The 19,756-nt window shown below is 62.0% G+C and carries 18 protein-coding genes and 2 pseudogenes; 4 read left to right on the top strand and 16 right to left on the bottom strand.

Going from position 1 to position 19,756, the window contains the following annotated elements:
* The first annotated feature begins 11 nt into the window (after window positions 1-11).
* Window positions 12-1,223 (top strand): HAD-IIIA family hydrolase, encoded by a 1,212-nt coding sequence (locus tag ACVWYI_RS28845; RefSeq protein WP_456664585.1) that lies wholly within the window; start codon window positions 12-14, stop codon window positions 1,221-1,223.
* Here the strand turns inward: ACVWYI_RS28845 and pseF are convergent.
* The 12 genes and pseudogenes from pseF to ACVWYI_RS28785 form a co-directional block, all read right to left on the bottom strand.
* Complete coding sequence (gene pseF, locus ACVWYI_RS28840; protein WP_456663806.1) at window positions 1,179-1,919, bottom strand: pseudaminic acid cytidylyltransferase; 741 nt, start codon at window positions 1,917-1,919, stop codon at window positions 1,179-1,181. The two genes, ACVWYI_RS28845 and pseF, sit on opposite strands and share 45 nt — an antisense overlap.
* Complete coding sequence (gene pseC / locus ACVWYI_RS28835; RefSeq protein WP_456663805.1) at window positions 1,916-3,097, bottom strand: UDP-4-amino-4,6-dideoxy-N-acetyl-beta-L-altrosamine transaminase; 1,182 nt, start codon at window positions 3,095-3,097, stop codon at window positions 1,916-1,918. The genes pseF and pseC overlap by 4 nt, the downstream gene beginning before the upstream one ends.
* A complete protein-coding gene (gene pseB / locus ACVWYI_RS28830) occupies window positions 3,094-4,095 on the bottom strand; it encodes a UDP-N-acetylglucosamine 4,6-dehydratase (inverting) (protein ID WP_456663804.1) in 1,002 nt (333 codons plus the stop codon). Before pseB ends, pseC begins: the two co-directional genes overlap by 4 nt.
* Window positions 4,096-4,146: 51 nt before the next feature.
* A complete protein-coding gene (locus ACVWYI_RS28825) occupies window positions 4,147-4,986 on the bottom strand; it encodes an SDR family oxidoreductase (RefSeq protein ID WP_456663803.1) in 840 nt (279 codons plus the stop codon).
* Between the two features lie 14 nt (window positions 4,987-5,000).
* A complete protein-coding gene (locus ACVWYI_RS28820) occupies window positions 5,001-5,762 on the bottom strand; it encodes an SDR family NAD(P)-dependent oxidoreductase (RefSeq protein WP_456663802.1) in 762 nt (253 codons plus the stop codon).
* Window positions 5,759-6,607, bottom strand: a complete 849-nt coding sequence (locus ACVWYI_RS28815; RefSeq protein ID WP_456663801.1) for a sugar phosphate isomerase/epimerase family protein — start codon at window positions 6,605-6,607, stop codon at window positions 5,759-5,761. Before ACVWYI_RS28815 ends, ACVWYI_RS28820 begins: the two co-directional genes overlap by 4 nt.
* Window positions 6,604-7,365 (bottom strand): SDR family oxidoreductase, encoded by a 762-nt coding sequence (locus tag ACVWYI_RS28810; protein ID WP_456663800.1) that lies wholly within the window; start codon window positions 7,363-7,365, stop codon window positions 6,604-6,606. The genes ACVWYI_RS28815 and ACVWYI_RS28810 overlap by 4 nt, the downstream gene beginning before the upstream one ends.
* Window positions 7,358-8,047 (bottom strand): acylneuraminate cytidylyltransferase family protein, encoded by a 690-nt coding sequence (locus ACVWYI_RS28805; protein WP_456663799.1) that lies wholly within the window; start codon window positions 8,045-8,047, stop codon window positions 7,358-7,360. Before ACVWYI_RS28805 ends, ACVWYI_RS28810 begins: the two co-directional genes overlap by 8 nt.
* Window positions 8,047-9,528, bottom strand: a complete 1,482-nt coding sequence (locus tag ACVWYI_RS28800) for an N-acetylneuraminate synthase family protein (protein WP_456663798.1) — start codon at window positions 9,526-9,528, stop codon at window positions 8,047-8,049. The genes ACVWYI_RS28805 and ACVWYI_RS28800 overlap by 1 nt, the downstream gene beginning before the upstream one ends.
* Before the next feature lie 64 nt (window positions 9,529-9,592).
* Window positions 9,593-9,796, bottom strand: a pseudogene (locus ACVWYI_RS28795) (N-acetylneuraminate synthase family protein); the annotation flags it as partial.
* A gap of 179 nt (window positions 9,797-9,975) precedes the next feature.
* Complete coding sequence (locus tag ACVWYI_RS28790; protein WP_456663797.1) at window positions 9,976-10,857, bottom strand: class I SAM-dependent methyltransferase; 882 nt, start codon at window positions 10,855-10,857, stop codon at window positions 9,976-9,978.
* 1 nt (window position 10,858) lies between these two features.
* Window positions 10,859-12,271 (bottom strand): GHMP family kinase ATP-binding protein, encoded by a 1,413-nt coding sequence (locus tag ACVWYI_RS28785; protein ID WP_456663796.1) that lies wholly within the window; start codon window positions 12,269-12,271, stop codon window positions 10,859-10,861.
* Window positions 12,272-12,626: 355 nt separating this feature from the next.
* Between ACVWYI_RS28785 and ACVWYI_RS28780 the strand changes: the two genes are divergently transcribed.
* On the top strand, window positions 12,627-14,597 hold the full coding sequence (locus ACVWYI_RS28780) for an acyltransferase family protein (protein ID WP_456663795.1): 1,971 nt from the start codon (window positions 12,627-12,629) through the stop codon (window positions 14,595-14,597).
* Between the two features lie 286 nt (window positions 14,598-14,883).
* Here the strand turns inward: ACVWYI_RS28780 and ACVWYI_RS28775 are convergent, their stop codons facing one another.
* From ACVWYI_RS28775 to ACVWYI_RS28765, 3 genes are all read right to left on the bottom strand, one after another.
* Window positions 14,884-15,165 (bottom strand): hypothetical protein, encoded by a 282-nt coding sequence (locus ACVWYI_RS28775; RefSeq protein ID WP_456663794.1) that lies wholly within the window; start codon window positions 15,163-15,165, stop codon window positions 14,884-14,886.
* A 249-nt stretch (window positions 15,166-15,414) separates the two neighbouring features.
* Complete coding sequence (locus ACVWYI_RS28770; RefSeq protein WP_456663793.1) at window positions 15,415-15,822, bottom strand: hypothetical protein; 408 nt, start codon at window positions 15,820-15,822, stop codon at window positions 15,415-15,417.
* 506 nt (window positions 15,823-16,328) lie between these two features.
* Entirely contained in the window at window positions 16,329-17,552 is a 1,224-nt protein-coding gene (locus ACVWYI_RS28765; RefSeq protein WP_456663792.1) for a phenylacetate--CoA ligase family protein, read from the bottom strand.
* 44 nt (window positions 17,553-17,596) lie between these two features.
* Here ACVWYI_RS28765 and ACVWYI_RS28760 point away from each other — a divergent pair.
* Window positions 17,597-18,049, top strand: a pseudogene (locus tag ACVWYI_RS28760) (AGE family epimerase/isomerase); the annotation flags it as partial.
* Entirely contained in the window at window positions 18,030-18,791 is a 762-nt protein-coding gene (locus ACVWYI_RS28755) for an AGE family epimerase/isomerase (RefSeq protein WP_456663791.1), read from the top strand. The pseudogene ACVWYI_RS28760 and the gene ACVWYI_RS28755, both read left to right, overlap by 20 nt.
* A 17-nt stretch (window positions 18,792-18,808) precedes the next feature.
* Here the strand turns inward: ACVWYI_RS28755 and ACVWYI_RS28750 are convergent, their stop codons facing one another.
* Window positions 18,809-19,648, bottom strand: coding sequence for an ABC transporter ATP-binding protein (locus ACVWYI_RS28750; protein WP_456649228.1), 840 nt, complete (start codon window positions 19,646-19,648; stop codon window positions 18,809-18,811).
* Window positions 19,649-19,756: the final 108 nt, after the last annotated feature.

The following is a 19,756-nucleotide window of genomic DNA, read 5'->3' as shown; positions in this document are numbered from 1 at the left end:
ATTTTCGGACAATGCTAGTGCCGAAGCAAGCCGTCATCCTGGTGGGCGGGCTCGGATCCCGTCTTGGCGAGAAAACTCGATCGCGGGCCAAGCCAATGCTCGAAATCGCGGGCAGGGCGTTCCTCGATCATATCCTGGATGAGCTCGCCCGCTATCCTTGCATCGAGGACATCCTTCTGCTCGCGGGATATCACGCGCAGCAGATCGTGGAGGCTTACGACGGCAGAAATCTCCGAGGTACGTCCATTTCGGTCTTGTCCGAGCCGGCACCATCCGGGACGGGGGGCGCGCTGAAACATGCTTCATCAAGGCTCCAGGAACAGTTTTTCCTTCTGAACGGAGATTCCTTTTTCGACTTCAACCTGCTGGATCTCGCCTGCCACGCGGAGGGTTCATCTGCGCTGGTCCAGATGGCGCTGAAACGCGATCAGCCGGGAGATCGCTACGGAAGGCTTGTCTTGGATGGCCGCAAGGTCGTGGATTTCCTCGCCGCCGGCTCGCAGCCCAGCGGGCCGATTAACGCCGGCGTCTACTGTGTCGATCGCAGCATCCTGTCCTTGATTGAGGAGATACCGTGCTCGCTGGAGCAGAGTGTGTTTCCGCGGCTGGCCGCGAGGGGGCAATTGGAAGCCGTTCGGTATGACGGCTTCTTTATCGATATCGGCGTTCCCGCCGATTTCGAGCGAGCAGGGCGCAAATTACCCGAAAGGCTGCGGCGGCCTGCGGTGTTCTTCGACCGTGATGGCGTGCTCAACGTCGACAGGAATTACGTCCACCGACAGGAGGACTTCGAATGGATACCGGGCGCGCGCGAGGCGGTCAAGCTGTGCAATGACCTCGGTTACCTCTGCTTCGTCGTGACCAACCAGTCCGGTGTGGCGCGCGGCTATTACGGCCTCGAAGCAGTCGAAAGCCTCCATGACTGGATGAACCGAGAGCTGATGAAGCTCGGCGCCCACATCGACGACTTCCAGTACTGTCCTTTCCACGAAGATGGCGTCGTCGAGGAGTTGCGTCGTCCGAGCGACCGGCGAAAGCCGGCGCCAGGCATGATTCTGGACTGTTTGGAGGCGTGGTCAGCGCGCAAAGAGTCGAGCCTGCTGATTGGAGACCAGCAGCACGACCTTGATGCGGCCGCCGCGGCCGGAATACCCGGCTATTTGTTCCAAAACGGAAATCTAGTGGATTTCATCCGCCAGCTGGTCGTCCGTCAAGCCAGCTGAGGCGGCTCCACGAGCCCCTAGCGCGCGGTACATGAATTCGGCCTGTTCCCAGTCCTCGAGCGTGTCAATATCCTGCACGAGGTAGCGCGGCAGGATGATGCCGATCGACTTCTGCGAAAACACTGGAATATCTTCCAGGAATGCACGCGCCGCGCCCCAGTAGAACTGGCCGGCATCGTGATAGGCCGGCTCGAGATCCTGGGAACGCGTTAGTCGATGCTCCGGAAAGATGGCGTCGACCCGGCCCGTTGCTGTGATGCGCAGTGCGCGCTGAACAGGGAAGGCGTAGCTCGTCGCCGAAAATGCAAATGCGGCATCGGATTGGGTCAGCGACTCGTGGCCTTCGCATAAGTGGCGGACCTGTACAAACGGAGCAGTAGCGTAAATGCAGCAGGCATGGCTGACGCCGTGGCCCTGTTCAATGAACCAGGATATCGCGTGCTTCACTACGGCATTGGTGCCGGTGAAATCGTCGGCGATCTCTTTCGGACGCATGAAGGGGATTTCCGCCCCATGCTCTTTCGCGACCGCCGCAATTTCGTCGTCCTCGGTGGAGACAACGACATGATCAAACAGCCCGCTTAGCCGTGCCGCATCGATCGAATAGGCAACAATGGGCTTCCCGCAGAACGGGCGGATGTTCTTGCGCGGGATGCGCTTGCTGCCGCCGCGCGCCGGGATGATGGCGATTTTCACGCGAGGATCTTCGTGAGCGCGGCGACGACGGTGTCCTGCTCGGCATCCGTCATCTTCGAGAACAGCGGCAGCGTGATGGCGTCCTGGTAGTAGCTCTCGGCCTCCGGGAACATGCCGACCTTGAAGCCCATGCGTTGATAATAGGGCTGGGTATGCACGGGGATGTAGTGCACGTTGACGCCGATGCCGGCGGCGCGTAGCGCCTCGAACACTTGGCGTCGGCTGAGCCTGATCTCGTTGCGCCGCAGCCGGATCACGTAGAGATGCCAGGCCGAATTCGTGTCTGGATGCTGCCACGGGCAGGTCACCGGCAGCTTCGCGAGCAGAGTGTCGTAGCGTGCCGCTAGCTCACGCCGGCGTGCGACGAAGGCGTCGAGGCGGGCGAGTTGGCTGGTGCCGAGCGCGGCCTGGATGTCCGTCATGCGGTAGTTCAGGCCGAGCTCGATCTGCTCATACATCCAGGGACCGTGCTGGTCCTCGTTGGAGCGATGTTCGTCGGCCGGCGCGAGCGACTGCACCGGGCGAACGATGCCGTGGGTGCGCAGATATGAAAGCCGTTCGGCGAGCTTCGGCGCATTGGTCAGCAGCATGCCGCCTTCGCCGGTCGTGATGATCTTGACCGGGTGGAAGCTGAACACCGTGACGTCGCTGAGGGCGCCATCGCCGACCTTGCGCCTGCGGTAGTCGGCGCCCACCGCGTGCGAGGCGTCCTCGATGATACGAAAGCCATAGCGATCCGCGAGCGCGCGAATCTCGATCATCTCGCAGGATTGCCCGGCGAAATGCACGGGCACCACGACCTTCGGCAAGCGGCCCGCTGCATCTGCCTGCGCGAGCTTTTCGGCCAATGCCGCGACGCTCATGTTGTAAGTACGCGGATCAATGTCGACGAAGTCGACGGTCGCGCCGCAATAGAGCGCGCAATTGGCGGAGGCCACGAACGTGTTCGGGACCGTCCAGAGGATGTCGCCGGGCCCGAGATCGAGCGCGAGGCAGGCGATGTGAAGCGCCGCGGTCGCGTTCGAGACGGCGATGCCGTGGGCTGCGCCGCAGTATGTCGCCAGCGCCTGCTCGAAGCGCGGGCCGGCCTGTCCCTGGGTCAGCCAGTCCGACGTCAGGATGTCCCTGACCGCGTCGATGTCCTCGGCGGAGATATCCTGGCGCCCGTAGGGGATCATTGGACCGCTATCTTGTTGAACTCTCTGATCTCGGCCACGTCGAGGAAGTGCTCGTTCCTGCCTGAATTGTAATCGAAGCCGTCCGACACGGCCCCGCCGCGTTCACCGATCTGGTTGCTGAGATAGTCGACGTCACGGCGGAAGAATTTGATGGTCGGCTTGATCACGAAGTGGTCGTGGAACTTCAGCGTCAGATGCGAGTCGTCGGTCGGGCACATGACCTCGTGGAGCTTCTCGCCCGGGCGGATGCCGATCACGCGGGTCGGCAGGTTCGGCGCCATCGCGGCCGCGAGATCGGGGATGCGCACCGACGGAATCATCGGGACGAAGATCTCGCCGCCCGACATGCGTTCGAAACTCTTGACCACGAAGTCGACGCCCTGTTGCAGGGTGATCCAGAACCGTGTCATCCGCGGATCGGTGATTGGCAGGTGGTCCGCGCCCTCTGCGATCAGCTTGTTGAACAGGGGCACGATCGAGCCGCGGGAGCCAACCACGTTGCCGTAGCGGACGACGCTGAAGGCGGTGCGATGGCCGCCGGCCATGTTGTTGGCGGCGATGAACAGCTTGTCGGAGGCGAGCTTGGTCGCGCCGTAGAGGTTGATCGGCTGGGCGGCCTTGTCGGTCGACAGCGCGATGACCTTCTCGACGTCGGCTTCGAGCGCCGCCTGTATCACGTTCTCCGCGCCATGGACGTTGGTCTTGATGCATTCCATGGGATTGTATTCCGCAGCCGGAACCTGCTTCAGCGCCGCGGCGTGGATGACGAAGTCGATTCCCTTCATTGCAGTGCGCAGGCGCTCGCCGTCGCGCACGTCGCCAATGAAATAGCGCATCGCAGGCTGATCGAAATCCTGCTCCATTTCATATTGTTTCAGCTCATCGCGCGAATAGACAACCACGCGACGCGGCTTGAAGTCCTTCAAGAGGTAGCCGACAAATTTCTTCCCAAACGACCCGGTGCCTCCGGTGATCAGAATGGCCTTATCGTTGAACATGCTTGCCCTTGCGTCGGACCATCTTGTGCGAAAATGGGAGAATGGCGCTGGTTACCACACGCTCCTGCCGCCGTCCATCACCAGGTTCTGTCCCGTCATGTAGCTCGAGGCATCCGAGCACAGGAACTGGACCGCGGCGCGGTATTCATCGACCTCGGCCATCCGTCCCATTGGGATCAGGCGCGTCAGCCGTTCGACGAAGGCGGGGTCCTGGTTGTTGAAGACGCCGCCCGGCGAGATCGCGTTGACGCGCACGCCGTGATCGGCCCAGTAAGTCGCCAGGTATTTCGTCAAGCCGATCAGCCCGTGCTTTATCACTGAATAGGTCACGGGCTTCACCGGCTGTTCCTCTTCGTGCGTCACATGCGGCTGCCGGTAGAGTCGCTGATCCGGCGCGATCACGCCGAGATCGGAGGCGATATTGAGGATCACGCCGTGGCCGCGCCTGGCCATCTGGCCGCCGAACTCCTGCGCGCACAGCATTGCGCCGGTCAGGCCCACGGCGATCTCGGTCTGCCATTGCGGCACCGGGAACGCCTCGAAGCGTGAGGAGTGCATGACGCCCGGGGTCGACGTCACCTTCGGATCGATGGCGGCGTTGTTGACGAGGATGTCGACGGTGATGTCGCGGCTCGCGAGCTGCTCATTTGCGGCGCGCACCGAATCCTGCGAGGTGACGTCGATCGCGAGCGCGACCAGATCGGCGGAGGGCGCGTTTTGCGTCAATGCGGCGACAGCCGCTTGGGCCTGCGCAAGACCGATGTCGGTGACGACGACGCGCGCGCCGGCTTCGGAAAGCGCTGCGACATGCTGACGCCCGAGCAGGCCACCGGCACCGGTCACGAGCGCGGTGCGTCCGGTCAGGTCGTAGCGGGAGGACGGGCTTGCCATCGGAAGGCTCCTGTTCAGCTGCGCAATTGGCCGCCGTCGGCGACCATGATGCTGCCGGTGACGAATGCCGCACGGGGCGAGGCGAGGAACGCGACGAGGTCGGCGACCTCTTCCGGCTTGCCCAGTCGGCGCAGCGCCACCTCGCGCTGTAGCATGTCCTCGACCGCAGCCGGGTTCTCGGCGAGCTTGCGTGCCCAGGTGCCATCGGCGGCCAGAACATTGCCCGGCGCGACCGCGTTGATGCGGATGCCCTCGAGCGCCAGCGGCGGGGCCAGTCCGCGCACGGTCGCATTCAGTGCCGCCTTCGCGGCGTAGTAAGTCACGGGCGCGCCGAGCGCTGCCATGCCTGCAATCGAGGAGATGCAGATGATGGACCGGTCGCCCCTGCCGCGCGCCATCAGCGGACGCGCCGCCTCGATCATGTTGGTGGTGGCGAAGAAATTGAGGTCCATCACCCGCGACCACTCCGCCGCCGTTTCCTTTCCTGGGGGCACGGACGCGCCGCTGCCGACGTTGCAGACGAGGATGTCGAGCCGGCCCCACTGCCTTTCGACGTCCTGAATGAGGGCTGCGGCGTTGGCGGGATTGGTGACGTCGGCCACGTGAATCGAATTCCGTCCGCCGACCGCCGCACGCGCGGCGTTCAGCGCATCGGCGCCGCGCGCCGCCAACGCGACCTTGGCGCCTTCAGCTGCGAGCGTCGTCGCGATCGCAAGTCCGATCCCGCGGCTGGCGCCGGTGACGAGAGCGACGCGATCGTTCAGCTCGAGCTTCATCGCGCGGCGTCCCCGATCCAGCGAACCGTCATGTCGCGGTATTTCGCCAGCGTACCGGCGTGGTCGCCGTCGGTGGCGCGCGCGGTTTGCAGGATGTATTGGCCCTTGTAGCCGGATCGCTCGATCAGCCGGATCGTCTTGGCAAGTTCCGCGTTGCCGGTGCCGAGCGGCACGGTGGTGCCGCCGCGAATGCGGTCCTTCACGTGCACATTGAGGATGCGCGGCGCGTAGGCGCTGATCTCTTCGTCGCTGTCATAACCGAGCGAAGCGCTGTTGCCGCTGTCGTAATTGATGCCGAAGACGCCGGCTGGATACGCCTCCATGAACCGCGCGAGCTCGTGCGGCGGCAGATCGGATTCGAAGGCGATCTTGACGTTCCGTCTTGCAAGCTGTTCGGAGCGAGCCAGCAGCACGCGCTTCAACGTATCGCTCTCGCTCTCGCGTTCGATCTTGCCGTTGTCGACCAGCGGGATCACGACGAATTCGATGCCAATGTAGTGACAGGCGGCGATCAGGAGATCGAGGTCGGCGACGAGCGCGTCGCGCACCACGGCATCGACCTTCCAGAACGGCGCCTGCATGAAGCAGTCCCCGGTCAGGCTCGGGATCCGCACGCCGTTCTCGCGCGACAGCGCCAGAATGTCCTGTTGCCTCGACTCGGTCGTCAGCGGGTTCTCGCGCAGCCGCTCCTGATCGATGGTCCATTCCATCCGGGTCAGGCCGAGCTGCTTCGCCCGCGGGAATTCCTCGCGCCATTCATTCCAGGGGAATGCCTGGATCTTGCCGTCGACGAGAGCCGACAGCCGTCCTTGCATGAAGCCGATGCGTTCGAGCGTTGCGGTCACGGTTGTTTGTCCGAGTTGATGGCGAGGCCCTTGGTGGTCCATCCGCCGTCGATGAAGAGTTCCTGGCCGGTCATATAGGCGGAGGCTTCCGACGCCAGGAAAACAGCGGCTCCTACCATGTCTGCAGGCTGTCCCCAGCGGCCGAGCATAGTGTGGCGGCGGCGGTCCTCGTGCATGGCGGGATCGGCAAAACTCTTTGCGGTCATCTCGGTTGCGACATAGCCCGGCGCGAGCGCGTTGACGCGGATGCCGTCGGGAGCATAGTCGGCTGCGAGAGCACGCGTGAGCCCGGCAAGACCGGCCTTCGCCGCCACATAGCCGGGATTGCCGGGAAAGCCGCGCACCGAATTGATGCTGGTGACGTTGACGATCGAGCCGCCGGCCGTTTTCAACAGCGGATAGGCAGCGAGGATGGTCGCATAGACCCCGGTGAGGTCGGTCGCGAGCGTCGTGCGGAAGCGTGCAAGCTCGGTTTCGGCGTTCGACGACGGCAGGCTGATGCCGGCCGCGTTGACGAGCACATCGAGCCGCCCGTGCTGTTTTGCGATGTCGTCGAATGCCTGCGTGATCGTCGCATCGTCCGCGAGATCGCAGGCAATCGCGCTCACGCCATGCGGCGCGGTGCCCGAACGGCTCAGGCCCAACACCGTGGCACCGGCATCTTTCAGGCCGGTCGCAATCGCAGCGCCAATGCCGCGCGAAGCGCCGGTCACGACCGCAATCTTTCCTGCGAGAGAGAAGGTGCTGAGATCAGGCATAGCTGTAACTTCGCATGATGGCGGCGCAAAGCTTGACGTCTTCGGGACGATCAATCTGGAACATCTTGTGACGATCCATCACGTGAAAGCCAATCTTACCGCCGAGACGATTGTTCTGCTCGCGCAGGAGCGATGGGGTCAGGACGTAGAACGAACCGTTCTCCAGATAGCGCTTCTCGATCTGCTGCCGCATGCGCCGATTGTGATAGTCGTAGTTGATCGGCTCCGGTCCCTCTTGGCCGATGCGCCAGTTGAAGTAATCCTCGACCTCGCAGACCGAGAGCAGGCTGTCGAGATGGTCGCGATCAAAGGTCGCAAGTGCATTCTCGATGTCGATGGACTCGCGGATCGGCGAGGTCGCCTGGAGCGCAACGACCCGCTCGAACCGTCCCATCCGCTCGTCGATCGCATTGAGCGCGTGCAGCCAGGCGGATTCGGAGGAGGCGAGGTCACCCGAAATGTCTTCGGGGCGCCGCACGCCGATGGCGCCAGCGGCTTCAGCCGCGGTGAGGATATTGTCGCTGTCGGAAGAGACCGCCACCACGTCGACGCCGCGCGCCGCGCGGGCCTGCTCGACCGTCCACGCGATCAGCGGCTTGCCGCAGAGATCGAGCAGGTTCTTGTGCGGAATGCCCTTGGAGCCGCCGCGCGCGGCGATCACGGCCAGCGTCTTGCGCGCCATCAGATATGCCCCTCGAGACGCTCGAGCGCGATCCAGAAGCCTTCGCCCATGTTCTTGTGGCCCTGCCATATCTCGGGAATGAAGGACGCAGTCGGTGCATGCTTACGCAGCACCCGCCCGATCTCGTCGAAATCGATCTCGCCTTCGCCGACCTGGAGCCCTTCGCCATCGAGCCCCTTGGCGTCACCGAAATGCAGATGCGCGGTGTGCGGCCCGAGCTGCGCCAGGCCTTGTGCGAAGTCGAAGCCGAAATGGTTGGCTGCAAGCTTGGTGTGGGAGATGTCGACGCACATGCGCAGATCATGCTTGGCGCAGAACGCGGCGGATTCCTCCGGGAAGATAAAGATGTTCTGGTGGCGCTGGCCGCCGAAATGCCAGGGGAACGGCGCCATGGTCTGCGGCGTCAGCTCGACGCCGTCCATGTCGAGCTCCTTCAGGCTCCGGGCGAAGATGCGATAACGCTCGGCCTTCTCTTCCGGCGGCAATGGCTCGTCCATGGTAAAGCCGCCGACGTTGGCGACAATGGACGGGCGCTTCGTCTTGGGGAAGAATTTCTTCAGGCCGCGGGTGATGTCGATCACGGCCTGCGTCTGCTCCAGCGAATAGCGCCGCAGCGCCTCGTCGGGGGTTGCGAGGTCCATCAGCTTGGAGCCGGCAAACAACTCCGGCGCATGTACGACGAAGCCGAGATCGTAGGTGCCGGAGAGATACGTCGCGGGATCGCGCTCCATGTCGCTGTAGCTGAGATGGAACTCGATGATATCAGGCTCGCAGATCTCCAGGAAGCGCTTGGTGTCGTGATAGCGCACCGGCACGCCCCACGGCCGGTCGAAGCGGTAGCGCCGCGCTTTTGCGGTGCCTTCGTCGAGATCGCTCTGGAAGAAATAATCGTCGGTCGCCATCGCCCGCGTGAGCTTGCGGCCGAGCAGCGCCGGCATCTTCAGCGGCGACAGGCCCTGTCCCGGGCTCTTCACTACGGCGATGTCGCTGTCGGAGATCACGGTGCCGGCCGGAAGCTCGCGCGCGGCCACCAGGCTCTTGGCAAGGTTTTCGCGGTTGATGAGCTCCCCCTGGCTCAGCGCGCGCTCGGCCAGTTTCTCACCGCGCGCCGCTTCCACCTCGCGGATGCCCGAGACCAGCGTCTTGAATTCCTCTGGCTCCAGGCTCGCGGCATGGTCCGGACCTTCCATCTCGCGGTCGAGCGTGATGTGGCGTTCGATGACGACGGCACCGAGCGCCACCGCCGCCGTCGAAACGGCAACGCCGCGCTCGTGGCCCGAATAGCCGACGATCGGATGGATCTCGCGCAGCGTTTCCATGAAACGCAGATGGATGTTGTGGAGCGCGGCCGGATAGGTGCTCTGGCAGTGCAGCAGCACGTAGCTCGCATCGCGGTCGTCGAGGAATTTCGCCGCGGTCTTGATTTCGTCCGTCGTGCTCATGCCGGTCGAGACGATCAGCGTCTTGCCGGTGGCGGTCAAGGCACGCGAGCAGCGGCAGATTGGTGAGGTCGGCGGAGGCAACCTTGTAGGCCTGCACGCCGAACCCTTCGAGCACGGCGACGCTCTTTGCGTCCCAGGGCGTGCAGAGATATTCGATACCCTTTGCTGCGCAGTACTCGGCAATCTTCTTCTGCTGCGCGGTCAGGAGCTCGAAGCGGCGCAGGAGATCGAGCGTGTATTCGACGGCGAGGTCGTCGTCCTTCCCGGACAGGCTCGACGCGCGATAGACCTCGTCGAGCTTGCGCATCTGGAACTTGGCGCAATCGGCACCGGCCGCGACCGCGGCATCGACCAGCGCAATGGCGCGATCGAAGTCGCCATTGTGGTTGTTGCCGATCTCGGCGATGACGTAGCAGGGCGTACCGTCTCCCAAAAGGCGGTCGCCGATGCGCACTGATACGTCAACCATTCGCTCTGGTCCTCTCATCATCTTTCATTGGGATCTGCTGGCCTGGCCACGATCAACGAGCCGAGCGTGAACAGATCCCGTTCCGAGAACTGGCGGAAATGCGGTGCCAGCCGCTCCATGATCGCCGGTTCCGGCGATCTACAGTCCGGCCGGTCGCTCAATATTTGAAAACCAGCGTCCTTGAAGAGTTGCAGATATTCGCTGTGACGCAAGCGATTTACGTACTGGAAGCGCGACTGAAACGGAGTCCATTCCTCTTCGGAGTAAGTCAAGAAGTTGAACGAGCTAATGCTAGGGTCAAACCTCTTGAAATGATCGCCGTAATCGATCTGCATCAGGGCGACACCGTTGGGGCGAAGAATGCGCCGCAGCTCCTTCAAGATCGCCGCAATATCGGTCATGGGGATGTGTTCGAGAGTCTCGACAGAGACGGCGCAGTCGATCGAGTTGCTCGGCAGATCCGTTGCGCGGGCGTCGGCGGGCGCACGGTATTCGATGTTCCAAAGACGATCGAGATCGTCCCATGAATTTATCCCGAGGCGATTGGCTCCGCTCGCTTTGGAGATGATCGCGGCGTTGGAGCGGATCAGGTCGAGCTTGGCCAGCCGCTCAATATCGACGGTGATGAACCGCTTGGCGCCGTGGGCGCTGAAAGCCAGTGGAGTGACTAGGTCGCGACCGGTGCCGAACTCGTAGAACGTCGACGCCTGCGGCGGCCGGCTGCTGTATTCGCAATATGTGTTGAGCAGCTTCTGGGCAAATGCATGGATCGAGCTGACTTGCTTTTCAGGACGCGGCAACCGTCGCGTCACGTAGCGCTGCAAAGCGTAGTGCAGGTCGTCTCCGAACGGGATATTCGAGAGCACGGCGAACGCGCGCGCCTTTGCTTGCCAGTGCACGTCAATGGTCCTTTGGCTTGGCGGCTTCAACGGCGTCCCGCATGGTCGAAGAGAGAAAGCGCGACTTCCATGTCCGCAGCCCGTTTTCTTCGAACATGATGCGCGAACAGCTGTGTCCCTGCTGTTCCAGTGCGGCAATGAGCTGGTAGCGCTCGAACGGACGCACGAAGAACATGAAGTAACCGCCGCCACCGGCGCCCAGCAGCTTGCCGCCGACCGCTCCGTGCTGTTTGGCGAAATCGTAGATCGCATCGATTGCGTCCGACGAGATCTTCGAGCTCAGCTTCCGCTTGGCGTGCCAGGCGTCGTCGATCAGCCGACCGCATTCCAGCAGCTGGCCGCGCAGCAGATGTCGCCGGATGTCGCGCGTCACTTCCTTCTGCTTGGCGGCCGCGGCGACGGCGTCGCTGGTCTCGTGCTGAGCCTTCTGATCGCGGTGGATGGCGCCGGAATCGCGGCCCGAGCCGGTGTAGCAGAGCACCAGGCTTTCCTCGAGCTCGGCGATGATGTTGGGATCGAGACGAAGCGGCACGATGGTGTTCTGGTCGGAGAAGAACTCCATGTGATTGAAGCCGCCGAACACGGTGGCGTACTGATCTTGCCAACCGCCGGGAATGTTGAGCATCAGCCGCTCGGCCTGGAACGCCATCTCGGCGACCTCGTGACGGTCCCACTGGTCGCCGCGAAATTCGTTGAAGCAGCCGATGATGGCGGATGAGACCACTGCCGAGCCGCCGAGCCCGGAGCCGACCGGGAAGTCGGCGGACACCTCGAGCTCGAAGCCGTAAGTCGGCTTGATCAGGCGCACAACCGATTTGATCAGCGCGAGGTCGCCGCCCGAGCCAAGTTCTGCGAGATCGTCGGCCTCGATCGTGCAGCGGAAATCATGCGAATAGATCCGGATGCGGGGATCGCTCCGTCGCCGCAGCGTCGCGTGAGCGTACATCTTGATCGTGGCGTTGATGACCGCGCCGCCGTCATTTGCCACGAAATAATGCGTCAGGTCGGTGCCGCCGCCCGAGAAGCTGATCCGCACCGGCGAGCGTGCGCGCGCGAACACTTCGCTCTCTTCCGACAGGTTGAACAGCCCGCGGCTGAACACATCGACCAGCCGCCCCTCGCCATCGAGGATCGGCACCACGTGCACCCGCTGGTCGAGCAGCTTGAGAATCTGCTCGCGCGGCCCGCCGCTCCGCGCCGAGACGAAGTTGCGATTGATGCAGGTTGCGACCTGATCGTGGATCGTGATGCCCGTCATCATCCGCCTGCGAATGTCGCCGTCGGTCACCGCGCCGACGATCCGCCCGCACGCATCCTGCGCAAACAGGATGCCGAGCATGTTGACGTTTAAGCGCCGAAACGCTTCTTGAATCGTCTCGGTCTCGGCGATGATCACGAGGCTCGTGTCTATCAAGGTCGTGGATCCAAAAAGTTCAGGCAGTTCCGGTCCTTATCACCGGCGCGAGCCCCTGGAAAAGGTCTGAATCAGGCCTTGATACGCCAAGGTGGGCAGACGACGCAAGTTGCTCCCTCGGGCGTGGTTGCCGCCGCCAGTCGCGCATCGCCACTCTTAAGCGTCCTACCCGTGTAAGGCCACCTAGCTGGGCGTCAAAGCGGACCAATTCCAACCCCATTACGAGGATCGGCCCTTGGGGCGATGCAGGCTGCAGTTCTGCTGTCACCTTAAAGGACGGCCTGCTTTGCAGCTAACCAGCAAGCTCTTGCATATTTAGCGCTCTCCCGATACATCGGGCTGCGTCCTAATTGCCGTGGAACACGTGAATTATCGCCCTGAAATTGACGGCCTGCGCGCCATCGCCGTGCTTTCTGTCATCCTCTTTCACGCAGGCCTACGTGCCGTTCCAGGCGGCTACCTCGGCGTCGACGTATTTTTCGTCATCAGTGGCTACTTGATAACATCGATCATCGTCACAGAGATGGAGGCGGGCGAGTTTAGCTTCGCAGCGTTCTACGAAAGGCGAGCTCGTAGAATATTGCCCGCGATGATGGTTGTCGTTTTGGCCTGCGTCCCCTTTGTCCTTTTTTTCATGCTTCCACGCGAGATATTCGAGTTTTCGAAAAGCGTGCTGGCTGTGTGCGCGTTCGTGTCAAATATCTTTTTTTGGTCCCAGAGCGGCTATTTCGATGCGGGGGGCGAGCTGAAGCCGCTGTTGCATACTTGGAGCCTCGGTGTCGAAGAGCAGTTCTATTTCGGTTTTCCCATTCTCCTTGCGATCCTCTTGCGCCTTGGTCGGAAGCGAGCCGCCGTCGTGTTCGGCTGCACTGCAATCGCAAGCATCGGATATGCTCAATGGGGATCGCAGACGAAAGAAGCCGCATTCTTTTTGATCCCAAGCCGCATTTGGGAGTTGTTGGTTGGAGCAGTGATGGCCTTGTCGCCCATAGAGGGTTTGCAAGCTCGCTTGCCAAATCGTGCGCTCGAACTGTTGGGACTGTTTGGAGTCGTGCTGCTCAGCTATGGTATTTTTGACCATGCAGAGCATCGATATCCCGGCTTCCGCTCCCTGCCTCTGGTTTTGGGGGCTTCTCTGGTTATCCTATTCGCAACCCAACAGACGAAAATTGGAAGGTTGCTCGGAAGTCCGATCCCTGTATCCATCGGCCTAGTCAGTTACAGCGCGTATCTTTGGCACCAGCCAGTCTTTGTTTTTGCGAGGCTAAATGGTTTCGGAAGTGGCAGCGTTGCCGTAGCTCTCGCTTTGACCGTGGCATCGGTTTGTCTCGCGGGTGTTACGTACATTTTCGTCGAGCGGCCTGCGCGGGACCGCAAGAGGTTGAACAGGAGGGGTATCGTTACTCTTTCCCTGATTGGGACGCTTTGTCTTTTTTCGTTCGGCGTTGCTGGAATGTTGACGGATGGCTTCGAGAAGCAGACGCTCTACTTCAGCGATAGCGACACTCGACGTCTTTACCAGCTCATCAAGCGGGACACCGGAGGCGATCTCACGCGGGACATGGGTACAGACGATGATTGCGTCTTTTGGAAAGAATCGATTGATCCCGCTGCTCGGCAACGCATCATCAACTGCTCCAAGTGGTTCGGACCGGCAACGGTAATTCTCGGCGATTCTCACGCAATGAATATCTATAATGCATTGTTCAGAGCGAAGTATGGAAGGTTTGTTGTTGGGTTGGCTAATCCCGGCTGCCGTCCGTGGGATAGAAGGAGAGAGTGCCCTTACGTTGGCTTCGATGAACTCTTGGCAACAAATCCCGCGCTGGTAGCATCTGTCATTTTGAATTTCTCAGGCTCTCACTTGGTGCTTGATGAGGAGGGGCGTGAGGAGCCGGGCGACGTGCTGAAGTCTGGAGGCAAATATCACTTTGGCGACAGTGCGATTGAGTCTACAATTGATTATCTGCAGAGGATGTCCCGGCTGACCAAGGTGATCTGGTTAGGGCCTTTCATCGAAGCGAGAATCGACTTCGGCGATTTCGAGTTGATCAAAAGGGTTGCGAAATCCGGCTTTCATTTGAATCCGGCATCAGTGGAGATCTTTTTGGCCCTTGAGAAATACCTTGATGAACAGATCAGCCGGCAACACAGGGATTTTCGGTATTTGTCGTTCTTCGAAGTGGTTAGACCCGAAAGCATGACTCTGATGAACGGCAGTTGCCTGACTTACCGGGATCTCGACCATTTCAGTGTGTGTCAGGAACGCGTAATCGGAGAACGGCTAAAAGCGGTACTTCCAACGGAGGCGACAGACGCTAAGTGAATTTCCCCGGTTGTACGCTTGTATCTGGGGCGACGCAGAAGTATTAGGCCCAACTCCTGATTGCCGCAGAGAGCGCCGATCTGAGTGGTACAAAGCCCCACATTATTGGCGTTTTTCGAACAGCGCGCTGGTCGCAGTGCCTGCGAATCAAGCGCCTCCCCAAATCGGGTTGTAGAAGGGTCAAGCCTGCATGTTTTCTCCCCACGTCCCTCAGGAAGCGGGGATCGGACTTCCGGAGCAAGCCAGGCCTCGTCTGAAGCAGCCTCGATTTGCTTCGCGGTGATATTCACATGCGTAATGTCGGCGACATCGGCCACGGCATGCGCAATCGTGCGCTGGCCATTGGGAAGTCCGCACTGATTTGTGGTTTTGAAAGCGTTTCTGCTGTTGGCGGCGGTAGCACGCCCAGGACGATTCCACTTTCGAAAGCGAGATAGGATAACTCGCCGGCGACCTGAGCAATGACCGCGAAGGGCAAGTAGCGCGGATTGAGGCAGGCGAGCGCGATGGACGCAAATTCGAATGCGTAGAAGTACCGCTCGTGCATCTTCGGCAGCAGGTACGGCATGAGCATGAGCGATACACACGCGGCGAACCGCTCAACCTGAGCACTGCACTAATTGCTGTCGTCTTTAATCCGATAAGGTGGCTCTCACCGGAGGGAGAAATCGTGTTCGGCGCAGATTAGTTAGCTCTTTCAACAGCAGCATGCGCCGGAGTTGCACTCCGTTCAACAGTGCTTCGAAGAGCGAAAGGGTTTCGCGTGCTTGGACGTAGACTTCCATGCTGACGGCATGTTCATCGTAGCCTTGAGTCTTTAGTCGTGCTTCAATATCCAGCGCGGCGGATCGGTCGAGCTGCCAATCCAGGGCGTTTTTGACTGTGTAGATCTCCGCAAGATCTTGGAGATCCGGCGCGATGCCGGCGAAAAAACGTCCACACGACGAAGCATCGTTTCGATCGCCTTTTGGCGATATGTGCTGAGAAGCCTGTGGCGCAGTATGCGATAGCGTAGCATCTCCCAAGATAATTCGGCAATGTCGAAAGAGAGCAGCCACTCAATTGCCGATCGAGGATTGATATCTCGTAAAACGGCGGCCTGAAGGCCATGATAGTGGTCAATGCTCTCTCCCGGGAGAAGTTGAGGCGGGGGGCGCAACGCCTCGATTTCCGTTGGCATCGCAGTGACCGTGTGGGTCTGAAGTCGATCAAGTTCAGCGTTCATTGTCGAGGCGCCTCAGGCAATGGGAGCGGCACCGACGGGGTGATGTTTGCTTCGTCCGTGAGACCAACTGGGCTGGCGTCCCAAAGCTCCTTGGCGATCGGTAGGGGACCGGTGCAAGCCATCAAAGAAATCTCGGACACGATCGAGCAATTGTCCAAGGTGACATCGACTATTGCCGCAGCAGTCGAGGAGCAAGGCATCGCTAAGTAGGAGATTTCTTGTGGTCAACCTAACCATGGAATCGCTAAACGTTCACTCCAGAGGTCCGAAGGGATGATCCGCAACATACTGAGCAACGAAGCCTACATCGGCAACAGCGTCTATAACCGCAAACCTCGGGTGCCATCTTTACGATGGCAAGGAAACTGTGAAGAAGTGAGGCATTGCAACGGAATTGAAATTGTTGGCGCTGCCCGACAAGGTTGCAAAACTCGCAGGACAAGACCTCCAGCCCGTTTTGGAAAATCGAATATAGACAGGTGGTTACACGCAGAAACACCCATCCTCTACCGCTCGTCCGCGATCACCTTGCCGTCGTTCGGCAGCGCGCCGGGCCTCACTAGTTCAACGTCGCCTCCGAGTTTCGTCACTGCGCGCAAGCTGCCTGCAATCTCGTCGCGCAACGCGTCGCTCGCGGCCGCCGTTTCCGCTTTCAGCGTCATCGCGTCGGTCTCGCCCTGGCGCGCGACGACGAGGCGTAGTCTTCCGAGCGCGGAATGGCGCTTGCCGATCTCGGCGATCTGCTCGGGGCGGACGAACATGCCCTTGACCTTGGTGGTCTGGTCCGCGCGGCCCATCCAGCCCTTGATACGCATGTTGGTGCGCCCGCAGGGGCTGGTCCCCGGCAACGCCGCGGTGAGGTCGCCGAGCGCGAGCCGGATCCAGGGATGGTGCGGGTCGAGCGAGGTCACGACGATCTCGCCGACGTCGCCCGGCGCCACGGGATCGCCGGTGCCTGGCTTGACGATCTCCATGATCAGGTCCTCGTTCACGACCATGCCGTCGCGCGCCCCGGTCTCGAAGGCGATGAGGCCGAGATCCGCGGTGCCGAAGGCCTGGTAAGCGTCGATGCCGCGCGCCTTCATCTCCGCCTGGAGCGAGGGCGGGAACGCCGCGCCCGAAACCAGCGCGCGTTTGATCGAGGAGACATCGCGGCCCGAACTGGCAGCGGCATCGAGCAATATCTTCAGGAAGTCGGGCGTGCCGCTGTAGCCGACAGGGCGGTAGGCCTCGATCAGCTCGAATTGCTGCTCGGTATTCCCGGGACCTGCGGGGATCACGGCGCAGCCGAGCGCGCGCGCCGACGCATCGAAGATGAAGCCGCCGGGGGTGAGATGGTAGCTGAAGGTGTTGAGCACGATGTCATCGGGCCGGAACCCGGCCGCGAACAGCGCCCGTGCGCCGCGCCAGGGGTCGGCCTGTCGTCCCTCCGGCTCGAAAATCGGCCCTGGAGAGGTAAAGAGGCGGGCGAACGATCCGGGCGCAGCCGCGACGAAGCCGCCGAAGGGCGTGGAGGCCTTGTGCAGGGCCGGCAGTTCCGACTTGCGCAGCACCGGCAGGCCTGCCAGGGCCGTCCTCGAGGTCACGGCGGCCGGATCGACGCCTTTCAGCCGATCGGCATAGGCGGGCGCGGTCATCGCACTGCGCAGCACGCCTGGCAGGCGGGAGAACAGATCGGCCTCGCGTGCGGCTTGTTTGCGCGTCTCGAGGGCGTCGTAATGGGCGGTCATGGCTGATCTTTCCGGGTTGGCATCCGTTGCGCGCCGCCGCCGGCATGGGTATCAGACGGCCATTGGCGAGGTTTGAAGAGGACGCGATGGCGGACGAAGGAATCATTGCGGCGGGCGAGGTGGCGGACGTCGTCGCGCGCCTGAAGCGCCGCATGATCGACGAGGCGCTGCCGCTGTGGTCGACGGTCGGCTGGGACCATGGCGCGGGTGGTTTCATCGATCGGTTGCACCATGACGGCACGGCGGACGTGGCCGCGCCGCGGCGCGTGTTCGTGCAGGCCCGCCAGATCTGGTGCTACGCCAAGGCCGCGCAGATGGGCTGGTATCCTGAGGGGCGCGCCATCGCGCTCAAGGGGCTGGAGCATCTGCTCGCACGCGCGAAAGCGCCCGACGGCCGGCCTGGCTACGTGCACCGGCTGACGCCGGAGGGCGCGGTGCTGGACGGCCGGCGCGACGCCTACGACCACGCCTTCATCCTTGTTTGCGCTGGCGACCGTCTATGCGCTCGACCAGGACGCGCAAATTCGCGCCGAGATCGACGCACTGCTCACCTTCCTCGACGGCCATTTGCGCTCGCCGCACGGCGGCGTCCACGAAGGCCTGCCGGTCTCGCTGCCGCGCCGGCAGAATCCGCACATGCATCTGTTCGAGGCGATGATCGCGTGCTTCGACGCGACCCACGATTTGTCGTTCCAGAACCGCGCCGGCGAGTTCTTCGCGCTGTTCCTCGCCAATCTCTACGACAAGCAGACGCGCGCGCTCGGCGAATATTTCGAGGAGGACTGGTCGAAGATCGCGCCGGTCAGCGTCGAGCCGGGACACCAGGCGGAATGGGTCTGGCTGCTGAAGGGGTTCGAACGCATCACGGGCTGCCCGACCGGACAGCGGCGCGCCGAACTGCTGGAGACCGCGTTGCGCTATCGCGACGCGGCCAACGGCTGCCTGATCGACGAAGGCGACGACGCCGGCAACATTCGCCGCGGCACGCGCCGGCTGTGGCCGCAGACCGAGATTGCGAAAGCGTGGATCGCGCAGGCCGAATCCGGCGAGACGGGCGCGGCGGACGAGGCGCGCATGGCGCTGGCGCGGCTCGAACGGCATTATCTCAACCATCCCGTGCGGGGCGGCTGGTACGACCAGTTCGATCGCGACGGCAAATCGCTGATCGACACCATTCCTGCGTCGTCGTTCTATCATGTTCTCTGCGCCGTTACGGAAGCGGAGCAGGTGCTGAGCTAGGCTCGAGGCGTTGCGGGTCACAGCCAGCGCTTGCGCCGCTTGAAACTCTTGAGGTTCTTGAAGCTCTTGCGCTGGTCGCCGGCGCCGCCGAGGTAGAATTCCTTGACGTCCTCGTTGTCGCGCAATTCGTCCGCGGTGCCGTCGAGGACGACCTTGCCCTGCTCCATGATGTAGCCGTGGCTTGCCACCGACAGCGCTGCGCGGGCGTTCTGCTCGACCAGCAGAATGGTGACACCGAGGTCGCGGTTGATCTTCTGGATGATCGAGAACACCTCTTTCACCAGCAGCGGCGACAGGCCCATCGAGGGCTCGTCCATCAGGATCATCTTCGGTCGCGCCATCAGCGCGCGGCCGATCGCGAGCATCTGCTGCTCGCCGCCGGAGAGATAGCCGGCTAGCCCGGTGCGCTCCTTCAGCCGCGGGAAATAGTCGAAGACCATGTCGAGATCGGCACCGACCTCGCGGTCCTTGCGGGTGAAGGCGCCGAGCTTGAGGTTTTCCAGCGACGTCATGTCGGCGACGATGCGCCGGCCCTCCATCACCTGGAAAATGCCGCGGCGGACGATCTTGTCGGGATCGATACCGTTGATGCGCTCACCCTCGAACAGGATCTCGCCGCGCGTGACCTCGCCGTCCTCGGTCTTGAGCAGCCCCGAGATCGCCTTCAGCGTCGTCGACTTGCCGGCACCGTTGGCGCCGAGCAGCGCCACGATTGCGCCCTTGGGGACGTCGAGGCTGAGGCCGCGCAGCACCAGGATGACATCGTCATAGACGACTTCGATGTTGCGCACGCCGAGGAGGGGCGGCGCGGGTACGATGCTCGGGGAGGGGCGGGATGCTGCGAGAGTCTCGGTCATATCAGGTGCCGCCAATTTGCTGTGCTCATCATGCCCGGGCTTGGCCCGGGCATCCACGTACTTCGTACGAATGGTCAGGCGTGGATGGCCGGGACCAGCCCGGCCATG

The sequence above is a fragment of the Bradyrhizobium sp. LB13.1 genome (genome assembly GCF_054056815.1).
Note: the sequence above shows the minus strand (reverse complement) of the source record. Positions and strands in the feature narration are given on the sequence as shown.

Bases quoted from the DNA above. Each gene is read 5' to 3' on its own strand.
- ACVWYI_RS28845 (WP_456664585.1), top strand. From the start codon at position 12: ATGCTAGTGCCGAAGCAAGCCGTCATCCTGGTGGGCGGGCTCGGATCC.
- pseC (WP_456663805.1), bottom strand. From the start codon at position 3,097: ATGATCCCCTACGGGCGCCAGGATATCTCCGCCGAGGACATCGACGCG.
- pseB (WP_456663804.1), bottom strand. From the start codon at position 4,095: ATGTTCAACGATAAGGCCATTCTGATCACCGGAGGCACCGGGTCGTTT.
- ACVWYI_RS28825 (WP_456663803.1), bottom strand. From the start codon at position 4,986: ATGGCAAGCCCGTCCTCCCGCTACGACCTGACCGGACGCACCGCGCTC.
- ACVWYI_RS28820 (WP_456663802.1), bottom strand. From the start codon at position 5,762: ATGAAGCTCGAGCTGAACGATCGCGTCGCTCTCGTCACCGGCGCCAGC.
- ACVWYI_RS28810 (WP_456663800.1), bottom strand. From the start codon at position 7,365: ATGCCTGATCTCAGCACCTTCTCTCTCGCAGGAAAGATTGCGGTCGTG.
- ACVWYI_RS28805 (WP_456663799.1), bottom strand. From the start codon at position 8,047: ATGGCGCGCAAGACGCTGGCCGTGATCGCCGCGCGCGGCGGCTCCAAG.
- ACVWYI_RS28775 (WP_456663794.1), bottom strand. From the start codon at position 15,165: ATGCCGTACCTGCTGCCGAAGATGCACGAGCGGTACTTCTACGCATTC.
- ACVWYI_RS28770 (WP_456663793.1), bottom strand. From the start codon at position 15,822: ATGAACGCTGAACTTGATCGACTTCAGACCCACACGGTCACTGCGATG.
- ACVWYI_RS28765 (WP_456663792.1), bottom strand. From the start codon at position 17,552: ATGACCGCCCATTACGACGCCCTCGAGACGCGCAAACAAGCCGCACGC.
- ACVWYI_RS28750 (WP_456649228.1), bottom strand. From the start codon at position 19,648: ATGACCGAGACTCTCGCAGCATCCCGCCCCTCCCCGAGCATCGTACCC.